This is a genomic window from Pseudoalteromonas sp. L23 (genome assembly GCF_021728455.1).
Lineage (GTDB): Bacteria > Pseudomonadota > Gammaproteobacteria > Enterobacterales > Alteromonadaceae > Pseudoalteromonas.
In genome coordinates this window covers 263,589-284,304 of sequence record NZ_JAKKCW010000003.1, presented here as the reverse complement: position 1 = coordinate 284,304, position 20,716 = coordinate 263,589, and the positions used below count along the sequence as shown (strand labels likewise).

Below are 20,716 nucleotides of genomic sequence, written 5' to 3'. Positions count from 1 at the left end.
ATGACAAGTAAAACGCAAAAGGCAAGATTCGTCGGGCTAATTTCTGGATTGTTACTTGTCCTTGCAAGTCTCATAGCCATCACTCAAAAAGGCATTGTATTAGGCCAAGACTTTACCGGCGGTTACGTTACGGTTATCGATTTACCCAAGCAAACGAGCCAAACAGAAATGCAAAACAAGCTAGCTGAGCTTGGTGTTCAAGATGCGCGAATCTCTCTACAAAACGATGGTAGCTGGCGAGTTTTCCAAACCCCTCAGTCCACCGATGAAACACACGTCAAACAGTGGATAGAAGGAATTGAAACACAATGGCAAGCAAGCGTATTAGACGCCAGTTATCTTGGTGCGCAGGTGGGTAATGAGTTAATTGAGCAAGGTGGCCTTGCTGGTATATTCGCGTTACTTAGTGTATTGATTTACTTGGCGTTTAGATTTGAGTGGCGCTTAGCGGTCTCCGCAAGTATCGCGCTTTTTCATGATGTGATTGTGACGCTAGGTTTGTTTGCAATAACGCAAGTAGAATTTGACTTAACCGTGCTTGCAGCGCTGCTGGCGATTATTGGTTACTCACTCAACGATTCGATTGTGATTGGTGACAGAGTTAGAGAGCTTTTGTTCGAAGAGCAGTGGAAAAACAGTCCCGTGGGCAATACCATAGACCAAGCGATAAAGGATTCAATGAGCCGCACGCTTATCACCTCATTAACGACGCTCACAACAGTGTTAGCGATATGGTGGTTAGGCGGCGCGGGACTTAATAGTTTTGCCATGGCGTTGTGTTGTGGCATTCTCATTGGTACTTTGTCTTCCTTGGCAATTAGCGCTACTTTACCGCAGTTTTTAGGCTTGTCATTTAATAACTACCTAAAAGAAGAATCTGAGGTAGCGAAACAGCAACTCGCTGAGCCATAAGCATAATATGCGATTTAGGTTAAAAAAGTAGCAATTACTCTTTTTTAACCTTGTCGTGCTGATGTATAATCCGCACTTCGAAAGGAGCCGGATAAGGATTAATGTCAAAATATAGTTATCAAACTCGGTGCGGGAAAGTAACCCTCTGGACCGAGCAAAATATCCTCTTTGCCTGTTTCGAAGGAAATATTAATGAGTCTATGATCCATTATTTTTCTAGGGCATTAGAGCAATGTCGAGCCGAGATCCATTCTTCGACATGGGGTTACGTGAGTTATTCCGAAAAGGCCATAGCTGCGACACCAGAAGCCTACAAGTTACTGGTAAATACAGCAAAGCGCTGTTTGCAGTTAGGCTGTGTTAGTGCTGCGTATGTGTTGAAGTCGGCAATTGCGAAAAGCCAGATTGAAAAAATGCGCAAAGAAATTGGCATGCCAGAGCCATTAGATCAAGTTTTATTTGCTAATGTAAGCGCTGCCATTGAGTTTGTAAAAAGTACTTTAGCTACACCTGAAAAGTTGTCGGTATAAGACATCCTAATTCTATATAAGTGACGTTGCCTATTGGGACGAGCATTTATAATCAGTTTGATTGCGCCTTCACTGTTAAGGCTTCATTGGGCCGCATCTCGCAACGTGCGATGATGCGGTTGTTTTTATCTTTTTCCTGTCTAAGCAACATACCTTCATCATTTTTTGTCCACCACACAAACCCATCACCTTGATATTTTGCACCGCTGGCTGAGCGCGCAATCTTCATCTTAACCACCTGTTCGTTAAAATGGACAGTTGCCTTATCACTGTCGTTGTAGTCAACTTTTATCACCGAATCATTATCACATTGATAGCGACTAAGTGTTTCACTAAGCTCAATTTTACGATTTGAGATGTCCTCGCCACATGCACTGAGAACAGCGCTAATTAAAACAGCAAAGGCAATTTGAGATTTCATAAACAGACTCCGGCGAGAAAAAGACGGTATCTGATAATTTAGCGTAAACGGATGAAGTTAAGGTGAATAGTGCGGTTACAAGGCAATAAAAAGCAGCATAAAAAAGGCCCAATGGGCCTTTAAACATGATTACAAGTTATTAATCCTTTACTGGAATGGTATTGGGGGCACTCTGCGCTTCACGTATTCTTGGCATGTATAATCGCTTCGTCATCGCCATAAAGAAAATAGGCGTAAACAATAGACCAAATAAGGTAACCCCTATCATTCCTGAGAATACTGCAATCCCCATGGTTTCGCGCATTTCAGCACCCGCACCAGTTGCAAGTACCAGAGGTACAACCCCCGCGGTAAAGGCAATCGACGTCATCAGAATAGGACGTAAACGTAGTTTACATGCCTCAACAATTGACTCCAAATTAGTCTTGCCTTGCTCATACTCTTCTTTGGCAAATTCCACCATTAGGATTGCATTTTTACACGCCAAAGCAACCAAAACGATAAGAGCAATCTGGGTAAAGATATTATTATCGCCGCCTGTTAGCCACACCCCTACTAATGCTGACAGTATGGTCATTGGCACAATGAGGATGATTGCAAATGGTAGCTTTAGGCTTTCGTATTGCGATGCCAAAACCATAAACACCAAGAGTACAACCAGTGGGAAGATATACACCATCACATTACCCGCGAGGATCTGCTGATAGGTGACTTCAGTCCACTCAAATGCCATGCCTTCGCTAAGCGTTTCGTTTAGCACCGCTTCAATTGCCATTTGCGCTTGATCCGAAGAATATCCGGGCGCAGGGCTGCCATTTAACTCGGCGGTAGGATACCCGTTATAGTGCATAACACGATCAGGCCCGGTTGTCGGCGTGACTCTGAGTACCGCGCCAAGTGGCACCATTTGACCGTAGTTGTTTCTTACTTTGTAAGACAGAATCTGTGCAGGATCTGCCCGAAAATTAGCGTCAGCCTGAGCGGTAACCTGATAAGTGCGACCAAATAAGTTAAAGTCATTGACGTACATTGAACCTAAATAGATCTGTAATGCATTAAACACTTCCTCGAGCGGTACGCCTTGTACCATTGCTTGCTCACGGTCGATATCAATGTCCATTTGTGGTACTTGGATCCTAAAGCTTGAGTACAGTCCCATTAGCTCCGGTTGCTGCTGCGCTTTTGCGATCACTGCTTGTAAGTCAGAGAATAGCTTCTCAAAGCCAAGGTTTGCTCTATCTTCAATTTGCAGTTTAAATCCACCTGTGGTGCCTAACCCTTGTATTGGTGGCGGTGGGAAAACCGCGACAAACGCTTCATCTATGATGGCAAACTTCTGATTAAGCTGCGCAGCGATTGAAGACGCATACAACTCTGGCGATGTGCGATTTTCAAATTTATCTAGGGCAACAAATACAATCCCGCTATTTGGGCTGTTTGTAAAACCATTTACTGAAAGCCCAGGGAAAGACACGGAATGTAAAACGCCTGGAGTCTGTAATGCAATTTGTTCCATCTCACGTACAACGGCTTCTGTTCTATCCAAACTCGCAGCGTCTGGCAGTTGGGCAATCGCAACAAGATACTGTTTGTCCTGTTGTGGAATAAAGCCACCAGGGATGGTGCTAAACAACTTAGTAGTAGCAAAAATTAACCCTAAATAAACCACAAACACAATGGTGGTCAGTCTAATAAGTTTTTTTACTAGTCCAACATAGCCGTGAGCTGCCTTATCAAAAAAGCGATTAAACGGTTTGAATAGCCACTGACCAAACAATTTATCTAACACCACTGTGAGTTTGTCTGGTTTAGCACCGTGCGGCTTTAATAGTAGTGCAGCTAGCGCTGGTGATAATGTTAATGAGTTAAATGCCGAGATCAGCGTCGAAATTGTGATCGTGAGGGCAAACTGTTTGTAAAACTGGCCTGACAAGCCGGTAATAAAAGCAGTTGGAATAAACACCGCACAAAGCACCAATGCAATCGCTATAATAGGGCCTGTCACCTCTGACATCGCTTGTTTAGTGGCCTCGAAGGGCGCAAGGCCGTTTTCAATATTACGCTCAACGTTTTCAACCACGACAATGGCATCATCAACCACGATACCGATTGCTAGTACCAAACCAAACAACGACAAAGTATTGATAGAAACACCAAGCCACTGCATTGCAGCAAAGGTACCAACTAACGATACAGGCACCGCTACCAGCGGAATAATCGAAGCGCGCCATGTTTGCAAGAATAAGATAACGACTAATACCACAAGTACGATGGCTTCTAATAATGTTGAAATTACCGCATCGATTGAGCCACGAACAAAAATTGTCGGATCATAAACAATATCGTACTCAACCCCTTCAGGAAAACGTGTCGATAACTCTTTCATGGTTTCACGCACCTGATCCGACAGCTCTATCGCATTAGAACCAGGACGCTGGAAAATCGGCATTGCCACCGCTTCGTTTCCATCTAGCAAAGCTCTTAACGCGTAGTTATCTTGTCCAAGCTCAACTCGGCCAATGTCTTTGAGTCTAGTGATCGCGCCATCGCTCGATACGCTAACAATAATATTGTCAAATTCACTGGTATCTACCAAACGCCCTTTAACGTTTAACAGAATTTGGAATTGATTTTCATTCGTTGTAGGTTGAGCACCCAAAGAGCCAGCTGCTACTTGGCGGTTTTGTTGTTGGATTGCTCGAACCACATCGCTTGCGGTTAAGTTTCTTTCAGCCAATTGCTCGGGGTTTAGCCATATCCGCAAGGCGTATTTACCGCCGCCGAATAGCTTCACATCACCAACTCCCGGCAAGCGCGCTATCTGATCTTTGACATAAATATCGGCATAGTTAGAGAGGTAGCTTGTATCATGCGAGCCGCTTGGCGATACCAAGTGCACCACCATAGTGAGATCTGGTGACGCCTTCTCAGCAACAACCCCTAAACGTTGTACTTCTTGCGGTAATCTTGGAATAGCGCTATTTACACGGTTTTGTACTTGAACTTGGGCGCGGTCCAAGTCAGTACCAAGTGCAAAAGTCACGGTAAGCGTTAAACGACCATCACTGGTTGCTTGAGAAAACATATACAGCATGTTCTCAACACCATTGATCTCTTGCTCAAGTGGCGTTGCAACGGTTTCAGCAATGACTTTTGGGTTTGCACCGGGGTAAGTTGCAGATACCACAACCGTCGGCGGTACCACCTCTGGATACTCACTAACGGGAAGCTGAAAAAGGGAAATGGCTCCTGCGATTAATATCACAAGCGACATCATCGCCGCAAAAATAGGCCGTTTAATGAAAAAATGGGAAAATTTCATTATTAGTTTAATCCTTGTGAAGAATCGTTTGGCGTCATCGCAACCACTTCTGCGGCGATGTTATCTGGCAAGGTAAGCGTCACTGAGTTTGGGCTTATCGGCATGCCAGGGCCTACACGCGCTGGGCCATTCACCGCGATACGCTCTCCTGCGGCTAAACCCGATTCAACTGCACGAAATTCGCCATAGCGATTACCGAGTGTGATCAGACGATATTCAAGTGTATTCGCGTCGTTGACGACAAGAACAAAGCGATTTTTAAGATCCGTACCCACTGCGCGGTCTGGAATTAATACTCGATCGTTTTGCTCACCGGATGAAAGACTCACTCGCGCAAACGAGCCAGGTCGTAATTGTCCACTATGGTTATCAAAAGAAGCGCGTACTTTTAGGGTTCCGGAGTGGTCATCGATGGCGTTGTCAATAAAGTCTAGCTCACCCATGACTGGCTGTGACTCACGGCCCAATAACTGTAATTTCACAGGAAGCGGCTCACCTTCCGTCACTGATGCAAACTGGCTATTCCAAGTTCGCTCGTCGATATCAAAATACGCATACATCTTATCGGTTGCGACTATCGTCGTAAGCAAGGTGTCGTTTGCTCTAATGGTGTTACCTTGAGTGACCTCAGCAAATGAAATTTTGCCGCTGATTGGTGCTGTGATCTTGCTAAACTCTAAGTTTAGTTGAGCTGCTTTAAATGAAGCGCGAAGCGCATCTAGTTCGGCTTCACGCTGTGCGGTAAGCGAAACACGGGCATCGACTTCTTCGGTTGAAATCGCTTTTTGCTTGCTTAATCGAAGCGCACGCGCTGACTCACTTTTTGCTTGCGAAAGGGCCGCTTCGGCACGTTTCACTTGTGCGGCAAGACTGGCAACCTCAGCCAAGAAAGTTCTATCGTCCAGCTCAAATAAAACATCGCCTTGGTGCACCGTATCTCCTTCTTTGAAGTTTACCGAGCCGATCACTCCTGTGACCCGAGCGCGAAGTGCGACTTCGTTTGGAGAAGAAAGGCGTGTTGTATAGGTGTGCCAATCAGCAATGCTAATTTGCGGTGTTGGTGCTACATCAATTGGTTGAAGAGGCGGAGTTTGACTGCTTGCCTGCTCAGCTTCGCCACATGCACTTAGCAATAGCAAAGCAGAAATAATCGTTGCGAGTTGCGTTGGTTTTAACATAGTTCCTCCTTTGTGTATGGAGGTAACTATACGTTTCATTTGTTGCATTAAACATAAGTGAAATGGAATATGATTGGTGCTAAATTAGAATCAATTGATGTAGATAACGAAATCAAAATGTCTTTTTTGTGTGATTTGCGCGAGATCTAAGATAAATCTTCCCGATTGATTTAAAATAACAAAAAGCCTAACGGAATTGAATTATGTCTAACGCTAACCATTTACAATCCCTACTGAGTGAAGTGCTCAATAAAAGTGACGATGCAGTTGCTATTGTTAGCAACAAGTCGGTTCTTGAATTTTGCAATAAAGCAATGGCGAAGCTAATTGGACAACCCTCGTCTCACATAACAGGACGCACACTGAGTAATATCTTCGACCCACAAACAGACGATACGTTTGATGATAGAATCGACGGGGATGAACTCACGGAATGGTTTTTAGGCTTAAGCAACGGCTGTGAATTAGACTATCCAGAAATTGAAATTGATACCTTAAGTGGTGAGTTCTTCAGATTACGATGTTTTTCGCTGCAGAATGATGCCTTCGTTATCTACGGAGATAACATTACCACAACAAAAGCGATGCATAGCGAACTCGATCACTTACGTAAAGAGCTCGATTTTATTACTAAAACTGACCCATTAACGGGCGTCGCCAGTCGTAGGCAGTTAAGCGATAAAGTTGACAGTCAAATTAGGTTATATGAACGTTACAGAACACCATTTAGTGTGATACTGACCGACCTCGATAATTTCCGTGCAATTAACGAGCAATTTGGCCATGAAGCGGGAGACCTAGTGCTGGTTCACGTGAGCTCGCGACTCTCTGACATGTTACGAGACACGGATTTAATAGCTCGGCTAGGTGGAGAGGAATTTGCTCTGGTACTCCCTAATACTGGCTTAGAGGGGGCAATCTTAGTCGCCGAGCGGGCACGTATTATGATAGAGCAGGCATCATTTCAAATTGCGGTCGGTGAAGAGGTCGATATTACCAGTTCATTTGGGGTTGCTGAATTTGGCGCAGGTGAGTCTGGCGTTGAAAGCATTATTCGTCGTGCAGATACGATGTTACTAGAGGCCAAAAGCAGTGGCAGAAATCGCGTTGTTCCAAATCCGCACTAATTAAGACCAATCGTTAAATTGTAATAATGCTTAACTAAGCTAGTTCCTTCAAGTAGTAGATAAGTGCGCCCAATATGGCGCATTTTGCAGTTAAGGAACAATAATAATGGCAAGTTTTACCCGTCGAGATTTTATTAAAAGTGCATTAATGGGCGTTGGCGCAGCAACAATTAGCGTTTCGTTAGTTGGCTGCGGCAGTAGTAATAGTAAAGCGGTTGCGAGTAACGATTTTGCTGTCGCATTTAGCCATGGTGTCGCAAGTGGAGATCCTTTAGCTGATAGCGTTATATTATGGACGCGAGTCACTCCTGAAGGTACACCTAACAGTGTGGATGTCACTCTACAAGTATCAGAATCAGAAGATTTTGGTGTCTTACTACAAAGCCACCAGCTTGCCGCATTAGCAAAAAACGATTACACCGTTAAAGTAGATCTTAATGGCCTTGTTGCAAATAGCCGCTACTTTTATCGCTTCGTCACTAAGGAAACGCATTCACCCATAGGTAAATGCAAAACCTTACCCGTTAACGATGTAACTCAGGTAAAACTTGCCGTCATGTCTTGTGCTAATTATCCGGCTGGTTACTTTCATGTTTATGCAGAGGCTGCAAAACGCAGCGATTTAGACGCAGTGTTACATTTAGGTGATTACATATACGAATATGGTATGGGTGGGTACGCCACTGAAAATGCCGACGCCATGGGGCGAGGGCTGGATGCAGATAATGCGAGCGAGATTATTACATTAAATGATTATCGTCGTCGCTATGCAAAATATCGTACGGACCTTGGTCTGCAAGCTCTCCACGCCAGTACGCCATTTATTGCGGTATGGGACGACCATGAAGTATGCAATGACTCATACATGGATGGCGCTGAAAACCATAACGAGGGAGAAGGGGAGTACGCTGCCCGCAAACTTGCTGCACTGCAAGCCTACTATGAATGGATGCCTGTGCGTCCGATGGTTAAGGACCAACTCGAGAGCCTCTATCGTAAATTTGAATTTGGCGACTTGTTATCACTTTATATGCTAGATACTCGTCACGAGAGCCGAGCTAAAGCACTCGACTATCAAAATTACATTGACCCCACGACAGGACAGGTGGATTTTGCCGGATTTCAGGCGGATCTAACTGCGCCTTCGCAACAGCTTTTAGGCGCAAACCAATTGACTTGGCTCACCGATAATTTGAAAAACTCAACAGCGAAATGGCAAGTTTTAGGGCAACAAGTATTGATGACTAAAATGATGATCCCAGTCGAGCTGCTCATGTCTCTTGCAAACCCTTCCACACAAATGCCGACGCAACTAACTGAGCTTGCTCAAATAAAGGGCAGGCTGCTTGCTGGTGACTCAACATTGTCTGCACAAGAAAAAGCGCGAGTCACGTATACCGTACCATATAATTTGGATGCATGGGACGGCTACCCGATTGAACGTGAAGTAATTTTACAAACAGCAAAAGCGGCCAATAAAAACTTAGTAGTCGTTGCTGGAGATACGCACAACGCCTGGTCAGGTAAGCTCTGCGATGCAAGCGGAGCCGTTTGTGGTCAAGAATATGCGACAGCGTCAGTCAGCTCTCCAGGGCTTGAGTATTACTTGCAATTAGGCGATGAGCAGGCGCTACAATTCGCTGAGGTATTGCAATTACTAGTCGATGACCTTGAATATGCCAATATTCATCAGCGTGGTTATTTAACGCTTAATTTCACAAAAGAGAAGGTGGAAAGTGAGTGGCATTTTGTCAATACAGTTAAGCAAGAGCAGTTTGAAAGCCACAATAAACAGCGCGAGCTTATACTGTAGGTACGGCAGCTATTCGCGCTACGCTTCTTGTAAAGCTGCGTAAGAAGCGTGTAAAGGGGCTTTACAGCCCCTTGCATTTAGCTATTTTATCTTGCGAAAGAAGCGGTGTTGCCTTAAACGGCTTCTTTTTACCTCCCTTAACTTTAACCTTTGCAATATCTAAATATTGAAAGTCGCCAGGGGCGTTAAGACGCCATAAATTTTTTGACTGTTCAGAAAAGCAAAACTCTCCCGTATCTCCATGTATCAACAGCAACGGATAACTGAGTTGAGCTGCATACTCTGCAAGTGTCTCTCGATATAATTGATAGCCATCGCACTGAGCTTTCGAGTGTTTATCACAACGTCCTGAATGCTTCTCTTTTTGATATAGGTCGGCTTGTAGAAATATCACCGCGGCTTTATGGTTTGGCGTCAACAAGCTGTCCAACCACTTAATATTCTCTACATCACGACGATGAGATTCTTCGTGCACTACTTTTTTATCGGATAATAAGATTTGTCTGCGACCGTTGTTGGTACCAGGCACATGCAAAGTTAAAAACTGCACATCATCCACTATCCAAGATTGATTTTCTGGTACTGTTTGCTGGCGTTTAAAGGCCGGTAGCTCAGGTGTTTGCACCGCAAAGTGTTTACGGATGAAATCCAATCTCTCTAATTCATCAAACCTAGGGTTCAGGGTTTCACGGTCACAGTCAGTCCAATCATTGTCTCCGGGCGTGAATACAAAAGGTTGACTACTTACATTTGAGATCAGGGCATAATTATCTTTAAGCAGCTGGTCTGTACAGGGCTCAGCACCGGATTTCATATCACCTACGTGCACCATAAAATCATGCTGTATATCATTTACCTTTTCGTGCAGAGCACCATTTGGCATCAACATGCCTCTGTCTATCTCCGTATAGGGCATATCACCAAAGACTAAAAATGACGTTGCCGAGGCCTGAAATACACTGAGCATAGGCATCAATGCCATGGCGAATAATTTAACGAGCTGCACAATAATTCTCCTTTATATTAGCCCCTATCATACATCAACTCTGTGACAGAAGAAGTCGCTCTCTCAATAAAAAGCGCCGCTAATTGCGGCGCTTTGCTACTTAACCTGAGCTGCGGATAATTAATGCCTTTCTAGCAGCCAGTTTTAGCGCTAACTTCGTTGAATTCACTTCCAATAGCCAGCTATTGGTGCGTAAATTCGCCTTGTTTTCCTTAAAACTTGCTGGCTAGACAAGGAAAAAACTAAGTTGTGGCTTAGCAACAATAAGTTGGAACATTCCTTATCCAAACCTCAGGTTACTTAAGATGTCTTTCGAAAAAAGCTAAAAACTCAGTAAGCGTCTTCACTCTATGTGCTTGATAACTCAGATGGTGGTTGCCATCCTCGAGCTCTATATATTTGAACTTCTTGTCATGATCTTCAAGTTCATCTGCCATGTCACGACTATGATTCACAGGCACGACTTTATCGTCATCACCATGAATAAGTAACACGGGGCGGCTAATCTGCTTAGCGTAGTTAACAGGAGATTGTGCTTTAAGTTTATCAATATCTTGTCCGAATTGGTCACGAACAAGCTCTTTGTTTGTGAAAAAGCGCGCACGACTGACTATCGATTCTAAGTCTGTAACACCGGCAAAACTTGCTGCACATTGAAACGTTTCAGGATGTTTTACCACAGCCATTAGTGCCGCATAGCCGCCGTAACTCGCACCACCTATACAAATTTTATTTTTGAGTGCATACTTTTCTGCAATCAACCAGTTTGCCGCATCTTGTAAGTCATCTTGCATCTTTCCTCCCCAACCTTGATTTGCTTCATTAAAGAAGTCAAAACCATAACCAAAAGAGCCTCTAAAGTTAGGTTGGAAAACCACAAAGCCTCTGCTTGCCAATAGTTCAGACCAGTAATCAAAGCCAGCGTAGTCGCGAGAGTATGGTCCACCGTGTGGAAAGATGATTGTTGGAGCAGCCGCATCGAATGCTTTAGGTAGGGTTAAGTAACCCTCAATTTCTAGGCCGTCACGCGCTTTAAACGATACCCTTTGTTTGCCCAAATAATTGTCACCGGTAATATCCGGATATAAACGTCCTAACCCTGCCAAAGAGCTGGTTTCTCTGTCACCAATCAGATATGTACCGGAGTCTTGGTCTGAATCGCCGTACGCTATGTATTTTTTATTATCCGTGCTCATACTTATAACAACGGTGTCGTAGTTTGGTAATGCCGCTTTAAGTGAGCGTTGAAGGCGTTTGCGGTCTTCGTCCCAGTAAATTCTCGAGTTATCAAGGTTGGAATGGCTGAAGCCTATGGCTCTGCCGTCGTGTGAATAAATGATACTGCCATCAAAATCATAGTCTGGATCGGAGAAAATAAGCTGAGGTAAAAGCGGGCGTTTAGTAATGTCTGCTTTAAACAGCGCATTTTTACCATTATGAAGTGCGGTGAGGTAAATAATATTTGGGTCTTTATCAAATCCAAGAATATGGATAGCTTCCGGGCCACGAGCCTGAAAGGTATAGAAATCGGTTAAATCCTTCGTCTCATTATCATAGAGCATATAATAGGCAGTGATCCCTTCAAACCCATAACCCATTCTTACATTGCCTTGTTGATCGGCTATCCAGCTAGATATTTTTCTTCTTGCTCGAACAACTTTCTCGCGTCTATCTTTAGCTATATCTAAGATATAAACGCTCGGCTTGTTTGCCATATCAAAGTCAGTTTGAACCAATATCTTGTTTGGTTGTTCTGGCAGTATGCTAATCACGTCATCTTGAAATTGTGCCGAAATTTCATAGCGATAAGCACGGTTGATTTGAACTAATTCATCCGTAGGATTTTTTAAATCAAATTTAAATAAACGAGATGAGGTGTATTTTACACCTCGCTGCACTTTGGTGTAATTCGCACCAAATAAGAGCATGTCATCACTGGCCCAATCGTACCAACCAAGTGCTATCGTTTTATTATCAGTTTGCAGGATATAGTTTTTTTTATGCGTTTTTAGGTCATGAACGGTAAGAACAAGGTTTCCTTCATAATTTTGTAAATACGCAACGGCCTTACCACTGGGTGAGAGTGAAACTTTACTCATATTAGGTAGTTGTGCGTAACTCTCTACGGGTAACTGGGCGTTAGCAGAGATGGTGCAGAGCAGTGCAGTGGCAAATAGAATTATATTTTTCATTTTCTGAAGTATAGTGTATTAAGTTCCTTTAATTTGCCAACATTATTATCTATTTTTAGACCAAACTCCAATCTATATACATTTACATAAACTATCATTAGCGGTAATTCAGGAGAAACAAGCACAAAAGTTAGCTACATTGTGCTCACCTTAAAATGGTCATTATTGGGGCTGCGTACGCATTAAATAATTCATACGCAGATTGAAAGCTAACGTTTAGCCTATTTTACGTTAATTGGATTTGAGGCGTGAATTTGATAATCAGTATAACCTTGTTCACCTCCACCAAATAATGTCTCAGACTGATGTTCGTTTAAGTACAAATCATTTGCCAGTCTGTAGGGCAAATCAGGATTAGAGATAAAAGGACGACCAAATCCAATCATATCAGCCCAACCTTCATTAAGAGCTTGTTGGGCGCGCGCTTTCGTATACTTTCCGGCATAGATCAACACGCCATTAAATGCCTCTCTAATTGCGTATTTAAAATTCAGAGGCATATCTGGCGCGTCTTCCCAATCCGCTTCTGCGATGTGTACATAGCACACGTTGAGCGCATTTAGCTGTTTAATTGCCGCGAGGTATGTCTGCTCAGGGTTTTCATCTACTGTACCATTTAAGGTAGTAAGCGGCGCAAGTCTAACACCCACTTTGTCACTGCCAATTTCTTCACTCACCGCCGTCACGACCTCACGCAAAAAGCGAATGCGGTTATCAACAGAGCCACCATAGCCGTCAGTCCTTTGATTTGAGTGAGAGTCTAAAAATTGATTAATCAAATAACCATTCGCTGCATGCAGTTCAATTCCATCAAATCCTGCTTGCATCGCGTTTCGTGCAGCGTGTCGATATTCGTTAATAACATTATTGATGTCTGCTTGAGTCATTGCTCTAGGTGTTTGAGCTTGAATAAAATCAGGGGAGTCATTTTCATCGATGAAAACTTTCACACCCTGAGCTTGAATTGCTGAAGCTGAAATCGGCTGAAGCCCACCGGTATTACTTTGGTGCGATACTCGCCCAACATGCCAAAGCTGCGCAAACATAACACCGCCTGCATCATGCACTTGTTTTGTGACTTGTTTCCAGCCAGCAGCTTGGGCACCTGAATAGATCCCCGGTGTCCAAGCATACCCCTTACCGAGTTGCGATATTTGTGTCCCTTCACTAATAATTAAACCAGCCGTAGCACGCTGTGCGTAATAAGTTGCCATCAAATTGTTAGGAATATCCCCGGGTTGACTCGCCCGCGAGCGGGTCATAGGCGGCATCACTATGCGATTGCTCAATGTTTTACCTGCTAAGTTAATCGACTCAAATAAATCAGCCATTTGGCCTCCTCAATATTTATTTTCACTATGAGAAGCTTAACGATTTAAAATATTTTCATTAACAGCAATAAATACAAAATATATTTGTAAAAAATGAAAAAACTATAGCGTGAGCCTAGGCGCAATGTAGTCTAGAAATGCCGAAATCCGAGAGGATACACCACTATTTTGATAATACACGGCTTGTACTGCTTCTCTGCGATTTGGCGAAATAATTTGCTCGGTAAAAACTTCAACAAGTCTTCCGGCTTTTATATCTTGCCTCACCATAAAGTTAGATAGCAGTGCAATGCCATGGCCAGCAATACATAATTGCCTCACGGTCTCGCCACTGGATGCGCTAATAGAAAACTTGAGCTGTTGCGGATTTTGTAAAGGCCAGACGTTGAGATGTGGGGCATCGGTAAAACCTATCAAGTTATGATGTGGAAGATCAATCAGTGATTCATTCCCTACAAATTTACTTAAGTAGTCAGGGCTTGCTACAAGATGAAGTTTACTGCGGCCTAGCAAACGCGCATGAAGATTAGAGTCAGCTAAGTCACCAATTCGTATTGCGATATCGGTTTTATGCTCTAGCAAATCGATGATGCTGTCATGACTTGTTATTTCCAAAGTAATATCGGGAAAGGCCTCATTAAAACCTTTTAATATAGGCGTAAGCTGGTGAAAAACGAAAGGACTTGCAGCATCAACTCTTAATTTACCAGCTGGCGAAAATCGTAACAGCTTTAACGCCTCTTCACCTTGCTCAATGGTATTGAGTGCCTGCCGCGCATAGCGTAAAAATAGCTCTCCTTCTTCGGTTAACTCTATCCGTCGAGTCGTTCGATTGAATAGGGTTACACACAGGGACTTTTCCAGTCGAGTTACTGCTCTTGAAACCTTTGCAACTTGTTCGTCCATCAGATTTGCTGCAGCGGAAAAACTGCCAGTATCGACAACACAGATAAAAGCTTCTAGATCTTCGGCTTTTGAGCTAACGGTCATGTGTATTCCTTTTCATTTTCTACAAAAGTATTTTGTCATTTTCGCTATTTTTTGCAAATAAAAAAGCTTTCACACTACACCAACTTATTGCTTATCACGTTAAAAGGGTTATTTATGCCGCTTGCATTACTGGCGCTGACATTAAGCGCATTTGCCATTGGTACCACCGAATTTGTCATTGTTGGTTTAGTACCGACCATTGCTTCCGATTTATCAGTTTCGCTGCCAAGTGCAGGTTTACTGGTGAGTTTATATGCCATTGGCGTTGCTGTTGGTGCGCCCGTTTTAACCGCACTGACAGGGCGATGGAATAGGAAATCTGTATTACTTAGTTTGATGGCACTATTTGTCTTTGGCAATCTGCTTGCGTGGCAAGCGCCAAGTTATGAAAGCCTCATTTTAGCGAGGATCATGACAGGGCTCGCTCATGGTGTGTTCTTCTCGATTGGCTCTACGATTGCAACTAGCTTGGTCTCAAAAGACAAAGAGGCAAGTGCCATCGCCATTATGTTCACGGGACTGACCGTTGCGCTCGTAACAGGTGTCCCCTTGGGTACTTGGATTGGCCAACAGTTTGGCTGGCGAGCCACTTTTCTAGTAGTTTCTGCTTTAGGTGTTATCGCTCTCTTGGGAAGTGCATTATTAATTCCAAAGAACCTAAAGCAAAGCGCATCTGCCAGTCTATCTGAGCAGGCAAAAGTATTATTGCAACCCAGATTACTGCTCGTCTATCTTATGACCATACTCGGCTACGGTGGAACCTTTACAGCATTCACCTATCTTGCGCCAATTTTACAACAGGAAGCTGGTTTTAACGCCGCTACAGTCAGTATTATTATGCTGGTTTATGGTGTATCTGTTGCAGTTGGCAATATCTATGGCGGCAAATTAGCAGATAAAAAAGGGCCGATAAGCGCTCTGACCATCATCTTCGCGTTACTCTCGGTCATTTTGGCTGTGTTGACATTTACCATGCAGTCGAAAATCGGCGTGGTGATCACAGTACTAGTGTGGGGAGCATTTGCTTTTGGAAATGTACCTGGTCTTCAGGTCTATGTTGTACAGCTAGCCGAAAAGTTTAGTCCAAAAACGGTGGATGTTGCATCGGGGTTGAATATCGCTGCCTTCAACGTTGGAATTGCGCTCGGTTCTGTCTTAGGTGGCCAAATTGTTGAAAATATGTCGCTGCAGGACACCGCTTGGATAGGGGCACTTATCAGCGCTGCAGCCTTATTAGCAACCCGTTTTAGTGGCTATCTAGATAACAGATCTTTATTGAAGGCTCAAGTTGTAGAGTAGGTGGCGGCTCATCCGGAGGAATTTTGCTAAAAGATCGCCACGTGAAGTGGCTCCTACGAAAAAAGCAATCTGGTTTAGCGAATATTCAAGCCACACTAAAATAGGAGCAGGTTAATCCTGCGAGCTTTTGTTAAAGATCGCCACCTGAAGTGGCTCCTACGAAAGGCAATCTTATTTAGCAAATATTCAAGCCACACTAAAATAGGAGCAGGTTAATCCTGCGAGCTTTTATTAAAGATCGCCACCTGAAGTGGCTCCTACGAAAGGCAATCTTATTTAGCAAATATTCAAGCCTCACCAGAGTAGGAGCAGGTTAATCCTGCGAGCTTTTGTTAAAAGATCGCCACGTGAAGTGGCTCCTACGAAAGGCAATCTTGTTTAGCAAATATTCAAGCCACACTAAAATAGGAGCAGGTTAATCCTGCGAGCTTTTATTAAAGATCGCCACCTGAAGTGGCTCCTACTAAGCTAAAGTGCAAGTGCTACACTATTGTTTGGGGATCGCATTTCCTTTAAACGACACTTTGATATTCGTCACTTTACTTAAGTCATAAAGCTGTGGATTTTTCAGCTTAATTGACCAAGTGGTAAACGGAGTTGGTTTAAAGTAATTAATCGCATAATCGTTTGCGATTGCACCACTGGTGATTGGATCTATGCGCGTCGTTTCACTATCTAACAGCTCGTAACTTACCAATCGGTATAACGACCCTGCACTAAATTGATAGGATTGCCCTTTAAACCTATCTTGATATGAACCACTAGATCTTACTTCGATATCATAGCGCTGGTTCTCATTTAACCCCGAACCTTCTAGTACAACATTGACCTCGTCTAATCTAACTCGATCAAACTGGGAAAAATCAATATCTTCCAACGACAGCGTAAAACTCATTTCACCGTCTTGCGCAAAATCCAGCAATTGCTGCGGCGCATCTAACTCTTCTATGGTGAGCATAAAATCTTGAGGTCGAGGGTTAAAACGCAATAATGACGCGGCCTCTTGTTCACGTAGTAAAGCTAAGTCGTGACGGTATTCTTGATAACTTTGATTAAGGCTTGGTGTCACTATGGTGTCATCAAGAGACCAGTAGCTAAATGCCGCCTGATAGTTTGTTAGTGCAACAAATATCGGCCGTTTTAGATTATTCAAAGTCCGGAATAGCTGTTCCTCCATGTCCTGAATTTCATCTAGACTGTTTTGATTATTTTGTAAAAATGCATCTATACGATTGATCTGTTTAAGTTTTGCATCAGCGGTGATGCGCAAATCTATCTGTCTAGATTGCTCCTGGGCAATATCAATCTCTACAGCAACTATTGCCTTACCATGATTAATCAACTTTTCGATAGCAACAAGGTAGTCACTTGCACCATCAATGTCTTCATCTATGGCCTTTTTCATTTGTGCCTTAGCAGTTATTAAAAATTCGTCCCAAATTCGATTTGCCTCTTCTTTGGTCGGAATGAGTGAATTAAGGCGATTGAACTCTTGTGCAAGCTCACTACTAGAAAACGGATCAGCGGTTTTTTGTGATAACACGTTTAACTGGCCGCTAACCGTTTGTACTTTATCCATTAATGACGCGATATCATCAATTTTGGTTTTTAACTCATTGATCTCTTGGATTGTGGCGGGCAAGCTCGCAACTAAGTCTTTCAAGCCACTGGTATCTCCCCCCGCAGCACCGGCAAATGCAGTGCCCGCACTAATTACGGTTTCAAGTACTTTAAGCCCAATTTCAGTGATTTTATCTAGTTTGTAGTCCAAAATTCCTTGTTGAAACTCGACCCCTGAATAGAAGACATTATTTTCTTGTCCGCTGAATGATGCTTTTTGTTGATCAAGCGTTTTTACCAAGCTCGTCAGTTGCTCTACAGAGCGAGAGATAATTCGTTGCTCAGCAGATGCAACGTCGAATAGGTTATCCTGCATCAAAGTGAGATCTTGGCGCTTGTTTTCTAAACTTCGGCCTTGTTGCTGAAAATTATCGTAGCTATCCTGATATGCTTCCATCGCGTCAATATATGCTTTAATCGTTAACTCATAAAAGTCGCGGGATAGGCTAGGCACATAGTTTTTGTTAAGTGTTGCGTACGACAAAAACTGTTTAAAGTTAGCAAGCTGCAAGTAAAAATTCTTTGCTTGAACGGAAGATTCTCTAACATCATGAGCTGCGTTTAAAATAGCTTCAGGCCAGCTCAACATCTCAATACTTAACGCTGGATTTTGATCATAGATAGAAGCAGCCATATCGAATGACTTTTCAAATGCATCTAAAAAGTACTCTTTATGCACAGAGATGAGCGACGTTAACGCTGGCGAAATAGGCGTTGCGAACTTATTGCCTTGTATAACTTGATATAGCGTACCAAATGAGTCTGGAGCAATACTAAAGCGTTCAATTTCACCATCGCTTGGCGAATGAGCTGTGATTATATTGATATTAGCCTCAACTTTATCAGCCATAAATACCAATGTTGATGCTTGAGCATTTTGGGTATCTAAATTGATACTCACCGTACCATTACCCATTATTTTACGTGCGACGATAAAAATTCGTTTGTTTGGCGCATCGAAAATCATGTTTCGGTCGATTTCTACCGTGTCAGCAGCAATGACGATAGTATTATGATCTCTTGCACTAGTAAGCACGTCATTCAAATTGACATGTAAGGCCGAGACCAAATAATTTTGTGTGTCTATCTGTTGTTGATTTGAAGTCGTAACGCTCGGTAGGTTTTGACTTAGCTCAAGATTATATAGCTCATTCCAAGTCGCAGCTTGGCTCGAAAAAGTGCAGCCAATCAACAGGCTGAGTAAAGTTGGTTTCATAGTAACTCCTTATGTACCTGAGCATATTTAGCTCAGGTACGGTGATATATTCCTTATAGCAATAAGGAAGGAATGCATGTTGTATTTGATTACTGCTCAGAGATAGGTAGATAAGCATTTTGCAAAAATGCTCTCGCTTTGTCTGAAATGTCTTTCCACGAGTTTGTTGCGCTGCTAGCAAGCGGAGATGAAACAATACCAGCTACCACAACATTAGCATTTCGAAGTGCATTTTCACTGTCTAGTTGCTCTAAGACTTCTTTAAGTGACCGCATATCTCCTAGTAGAGACTGCCAATGCACTTGCACTAAGCGCACATTATCGATTGCTTTGAGGATCTTATCATTCATGCCATCTACTTGACCTTTTGCAATCTCGTAAGATGCGGCCAGGCTCACTGAATGTGCTAGGTCTTTGTTTGAACTATCAATTTCTGCTTGAACCTTATCTATTTCGTCTTTGAGCTCTTCGACTTGGCTGCCAAGTACTGAACCGCCGATTAACAACACTAAAGGTCCTCCAGCAGAGAGGCCTGCAACTATCTTCAACTTAGTGTCTTTTTCGTTGTTAAGACTGTTTAGGCGATTTTGCAAGGTACTAATTTTTTCGCGAATATTCGCAGGCTGATCTTTATTCAAGATATCAGCAAATGTACTCTCAAGCGTTTCCAATTCCCCTGTATGCGTAGTCAATCCCCCCTGAAAACTAATAAGTTCATTCACCACTTCTTCTGTTTTATTCAGGTTTGAGTCAATAAAACTCATAAAAGTATTGAGAAATGAAATTGCGGCTTGGCGACTCTGCTCAGCAGCTTGCATATCCCCCGTAAGTGAAGCGTTATGTAAGTTGGTTAATTGGCTGATAAACGGGTTAATTAACAGTGCATGAGTGTCTGAGTAGTTAGCAAGTTTTGTCGCTAAATCAATAACGCTAGGGTAGATATTGTGATTCCAGTTTTGACCAGATGCGTTGATTTCTCCAAACGTTTCCATTAACGCTTTATAGTGTTTATTCAAAGGCGTGTTGTCAGGGTAGCGCGTTGAACTTCTAAATGCAGACTCGTTGTTTGGTAACCCAACAGCAGCTTGAGCGAACACTTGAATTGTGTGCCATTGCTCCTGTGTTAATAGAAAATCATCTGAACCAACATCTACAAACAAAGGTGCACCTTCAATATCACCTTGAAGTGTATCGTACATAATTGGTGAGATTTCTGGGACGTCGGTATTCGCAGTTGCGAGCTGACTAAGCCCAAATAATTGGAGTGACGTTACGATAGCAATTGCGCTTTTCTTTAACTTAATTGATTTCATCTTTCATATTCCTTAATCAATCGGTGTTCTAACTGTTAAGTTGCACTAGACCTATTCTGGTTTAAAAGGTGCAACTGAAGATAAAAGTGCATGTAGTTAAAATGTTAACCAAATGTACTTTTAATATTATTTATATAGGGACAATGAGAATGGAAGAACTTCTACACTTTCTAACAAATTGAGGAAATTAGTTGCATTTTCAATAACACCAAACATCACGATATACAATCTACAAAACAACAAATTAAGTAAATGAAAGTTAACAAAAACTCCCTACATCCATAGCTATAGATGTAGGGAGTTTTGTTACAAACAGATAGTTAACAGCTTATTTTTATAGCCACTTTCGCTCAAAATTCAACCTTAATTAAACTGTTTCATAAAATCGAACTCAATGTTTCTGCCGCTATAAATGAGACGCGTGTTCTTTGTTGAAGAAATAAATT

Annotated in this window: 14 protein-coding genes; 5 read left to right on the top strand and 9 right to left on the bottom strand. The window is 42.8% G+C overall.

Going from position 1 to position 20,716, the window contains the following annotated elements:
* Window positions 1-912, top strand: a complete 912-nt coding sequence (gene secF, locus L3V43_RS07815; RefSeq protein WP_237116283.1) for a protein translocase subunit SecF — start codon at window positions 1-3, stop codon at window positions 910-912.
* 101 nt (window positions 913-1,013) lie between these two features.
* Entirely contained in the window at window positions 1,014-1,442 is a 429-nt protein-coding gene (locus L3V43_RS07810; RefSeq protein WP_235367320.1) for a hypothetical protein, read from the top strand.
* A 52-nt stretch (window positions 1,443-1,494) separates the two neighbouring features.
* On the opposite strand, the gene L3V43_RS07805 is transcribed toward L3V43_RS07810, so the two are convergent.
* The 3 genes from L3V43_RS07805 to L3V43_RS07795 all read right to left on the bottom strand — a co-directional run bounded on the left by L3V43_RS07805 (window position 1,495) and on the right by L3V43_RS07795 (window position 6,363).
* Complete coding sequence (locus L3V43_RS07805; protein ID WP_237116284.1) at window positions 1,495-1,863, bottom strand: MliC family protein; 369 nt, start codon at window positions 1,861-1,863, stop codon at window positions 1,495-1,497.
* A gap of 139 nt (window positions 1,864-2,002) precedes the next feature.
* Entirely contained in the window at window positions 2,003-5,185 is a 3,183-nt protein-coding gene (locus L3V43_RS07800; RefSeq protein ID WP_237116285.1) for a multidrug efflux RND transporter permease subunit, read from the bottom strand.
* A 2-nt stretch (window positions 5,186-5,187) separates the two neighbouring features.
* Window positions 5,188-6,363 (bottom strand): efflux RND transporter periplasmic adaptor subunit, encoded by a 1,176-nt coding sequence (locus tag L3V43_RS07795; protein ID WP_102058065.1) that lies wholly within the window; start codon window positions 6,361-6,363, stop codon window positions 5,188-5,190.
* A 203-nt stretch (window positions 6,364-6,566) separates the two neighbouring features.
* Between L3V43_RS07795 and L3V43_RS07790 the strand changes: the two genes are divergently transcribed.
* Window positions 6,567-7,490: a sensor domain-containing diguanylate cyclase gene (locus L3V43_RS07790; protein WP_237116286.1), complete on the top strand. Its 924-nt coding sequence runs from the start codon at window positions 6,567-6,569 to the stop codon at window positions 7,488-7,490.
* Between the two features lie 106 nt (window positions 7,491-7,596).
* Window positions 7,597-9,303 carry an alkaline phosphatase D family protein gene (locus L3V43_RS07785; RefSeq protein WP_237116287.1) on the top strand — a complete coding sequence of 569 codons (1,707 nt, stop codon included), beginning with the start codon at window positions 7,597-7,599 and terminating at the stop codon, window positions 9,301-9,303.
* 61 nt (window positions 9,304-9,364) lie between these two features.
* Here the strand turns inward: L3V43_RS07785 and L3V43_RS07780 are convergent, their stop codons facing one another.
* From L3V43_RS07780 to L3V43_RS07765, 4 genes are all read right to left on the bottom strand, one after another.
* Window positions 9,365-10,309 carry a hypothetical protein gene (locus tag L3V43_RS07780; protein ID WP_237116288.1) on the bottom strand — a complete coding sequence of 315 codons (945 nt, stop codon included), beginning with the start codon at window positions 10,307-10,309 and terminating at the stop codon, window positions 9,365-9,367.
* Between the two features lie 296 nt (window positions 10,310-10,605).
* A complete protein-coding gene (locus L3V43_RS07775; RefSeq protein ID WP_237116289.1) occupies window positions 10,606-12,501 on the bottom strand; it encodes a S9 family peptidase in 1,896 nt (631 codons plus the stop codon).
* Between the two features lie 221 nt (window positions 12,502-12,722).
* Complete coding sequence (locus tag L3V43_RS07770; protein ID WP_237116290.1) at window positions 12,723-13,832, bottom strand: alkene reductase; 1,110 nt, start codon at window positions 13,830-13,832, stop codon at window positions 12,723-12,725.
* A 102-nt stretch (window positions 13,833-13,934) separates the two neighbouring features.
* Entirely contained in the window at window positions 13,935-14,822 is an 888-nt protein-coding gene (locus L3V43_RS07765) for a LysR substrate-binding domain-containing protein (protein ID WP_237116291.1), read from the bottom strand.
* Window positions 14,823-14,936: 114 nt separating this feature from the next.
* Between L3V43_RS07765 and L3V43_RS07760 the strand changes: the two genes are divergently transcribed.
* Window positions 14,937-16,121: an MFS transporter gene (locus L3V43_RS07760; RefSeq protein WP_237116292.1), complete on the top strand. Its 1,185-nt coding sequence runs from the start codon at window positions 14,937-14,939 to the stop codon at window positions 16,119-16,121.
* A gap of 487 nt (window positions 16,122-16,608) precedes the next feature.
* Here the strand turns inward: L3V43_RS07760 and L3V43_RS07755 are convergent, their stop codons facing one another.
* Together L3V43_RS07755 and L3V43_RS07750 are read right to left on the bottom strand one after the other, a co-directional pair.
* Entirely contained in the window at window positions 16,609-18,957 is a 2,349-nt protein-coding gene (locus L3V43_RS07755) for a hypothetical protein (protein ID WP_235367336.1), read from the bottom strand.
* An 89-nt stretch (window positions 18,958-19,046) separates the two neighbouring features.
* Window positions 19,047-20,270 (bottom strand): alpha-xenorhabdolysin family binary toxin subunit A, encoded by a 1,224-nt coding sequence (locus L3V43_RS07750; protein WP_237116293.1) that lies wholly within the window; start codon window positions 20,268-20,270, stop codon window positions 19,047-19,049.
* Between the last annotated feature and the right edge of the window lie 446 nt (window positions 20,271-20,716).

Bases quoted from the DNA above. Each gene is read 5' to 3' on its own strand.
- L3V43_RS07770 (WP_237116290.1), bottom strand. From the start codon at position 13,832: ATGGCTGATTTATTTGAGTCGATTAACTTAGCAGGTAAAACATTGAGC.
- L3V43_RS07800 (WP_237116285.1), bottom strand. From the start codon at position 5,185: ATGAAATTTTCCCATTTTTTCATTAAACGGCCTATTTTTGCGGCGATG.
- L3V43_RS07790 (WP_237116286.1), top strand. From the start codon at position 6,567: ATGTCTAACGCTAACCATTTACAATCCCTACTGAGTGAAGTGCTCAAT.
- L3V43_RS07775 (WP_237116289.1), bottom strand. From the start codon at position 12,501: ATGAAAAATATAATTCTATTTGCCACTGCACTGCTCTGCACCATCTCT.
- L3V43_RS07810 (WP_235367320.1), top strand. From the start codon at position 1,014: ATGTCAAAATATAGTTATCAAACTCGGTGCGGGAAAGTAACCCTCTGG.
- L3V43_RS07750 (WP_237116293.1), bottom strand. From the start codon at position 20,270: ATGAAATCAATTAAGTTAAAGAAAAGCGCAATTGCTATCGTAACGTCA.
- L3V43_RS07755 (WP_235367336.1), bottom strand. From the start codon at position 18,957: ATGAAACCAACTTTACTCAGCCTGTTGATTGGCTGCACTTTTTCGAGC.
- L3V43_RS07765 (WP_237116291.1), bottom strand. From the start codon at position 14,822: ATGACCGTTAGCTCAAAAGCCGAAGATCTAGAAGCTTTTATCTGTGTT.
- L3V43_RS07785 (WP_237116287.1), top strand. From the start codon at position 7,597: ATGGCAAGTTTTACCCGTCGAGATTTTATTAAAAGTGCATTAATGGGC.
- secF (WP_237116283.1), top strand. From the start codon at position 1: ATGACAAGTAAAACGCAAAAGGCAAGATTCGTCGGGCTAATTTCTGGA.
- L3V43_RS07760 (WP_237116292.1), top strand. From the start codon at position 14,937: ATGCCGCTTGCATTACTGGCGCTGACATTAAGCGCATTTGCCATTGGT.
- L3V43_RS07795 (WP_102058065.1), bottom strand. From the start codon at position 6,363: ATGTTAAAACCAACGCAACTCGCAACGATTATTTCTGCTTTGCTATTG.
- L3V43_RS07805 (WP_237116284.1), bottom strand. From the start codon at position 1,863: ATGAAATCTCAAATTGCCTTTGCTGTTTTAATTAGCGCTGTTCTCAGT.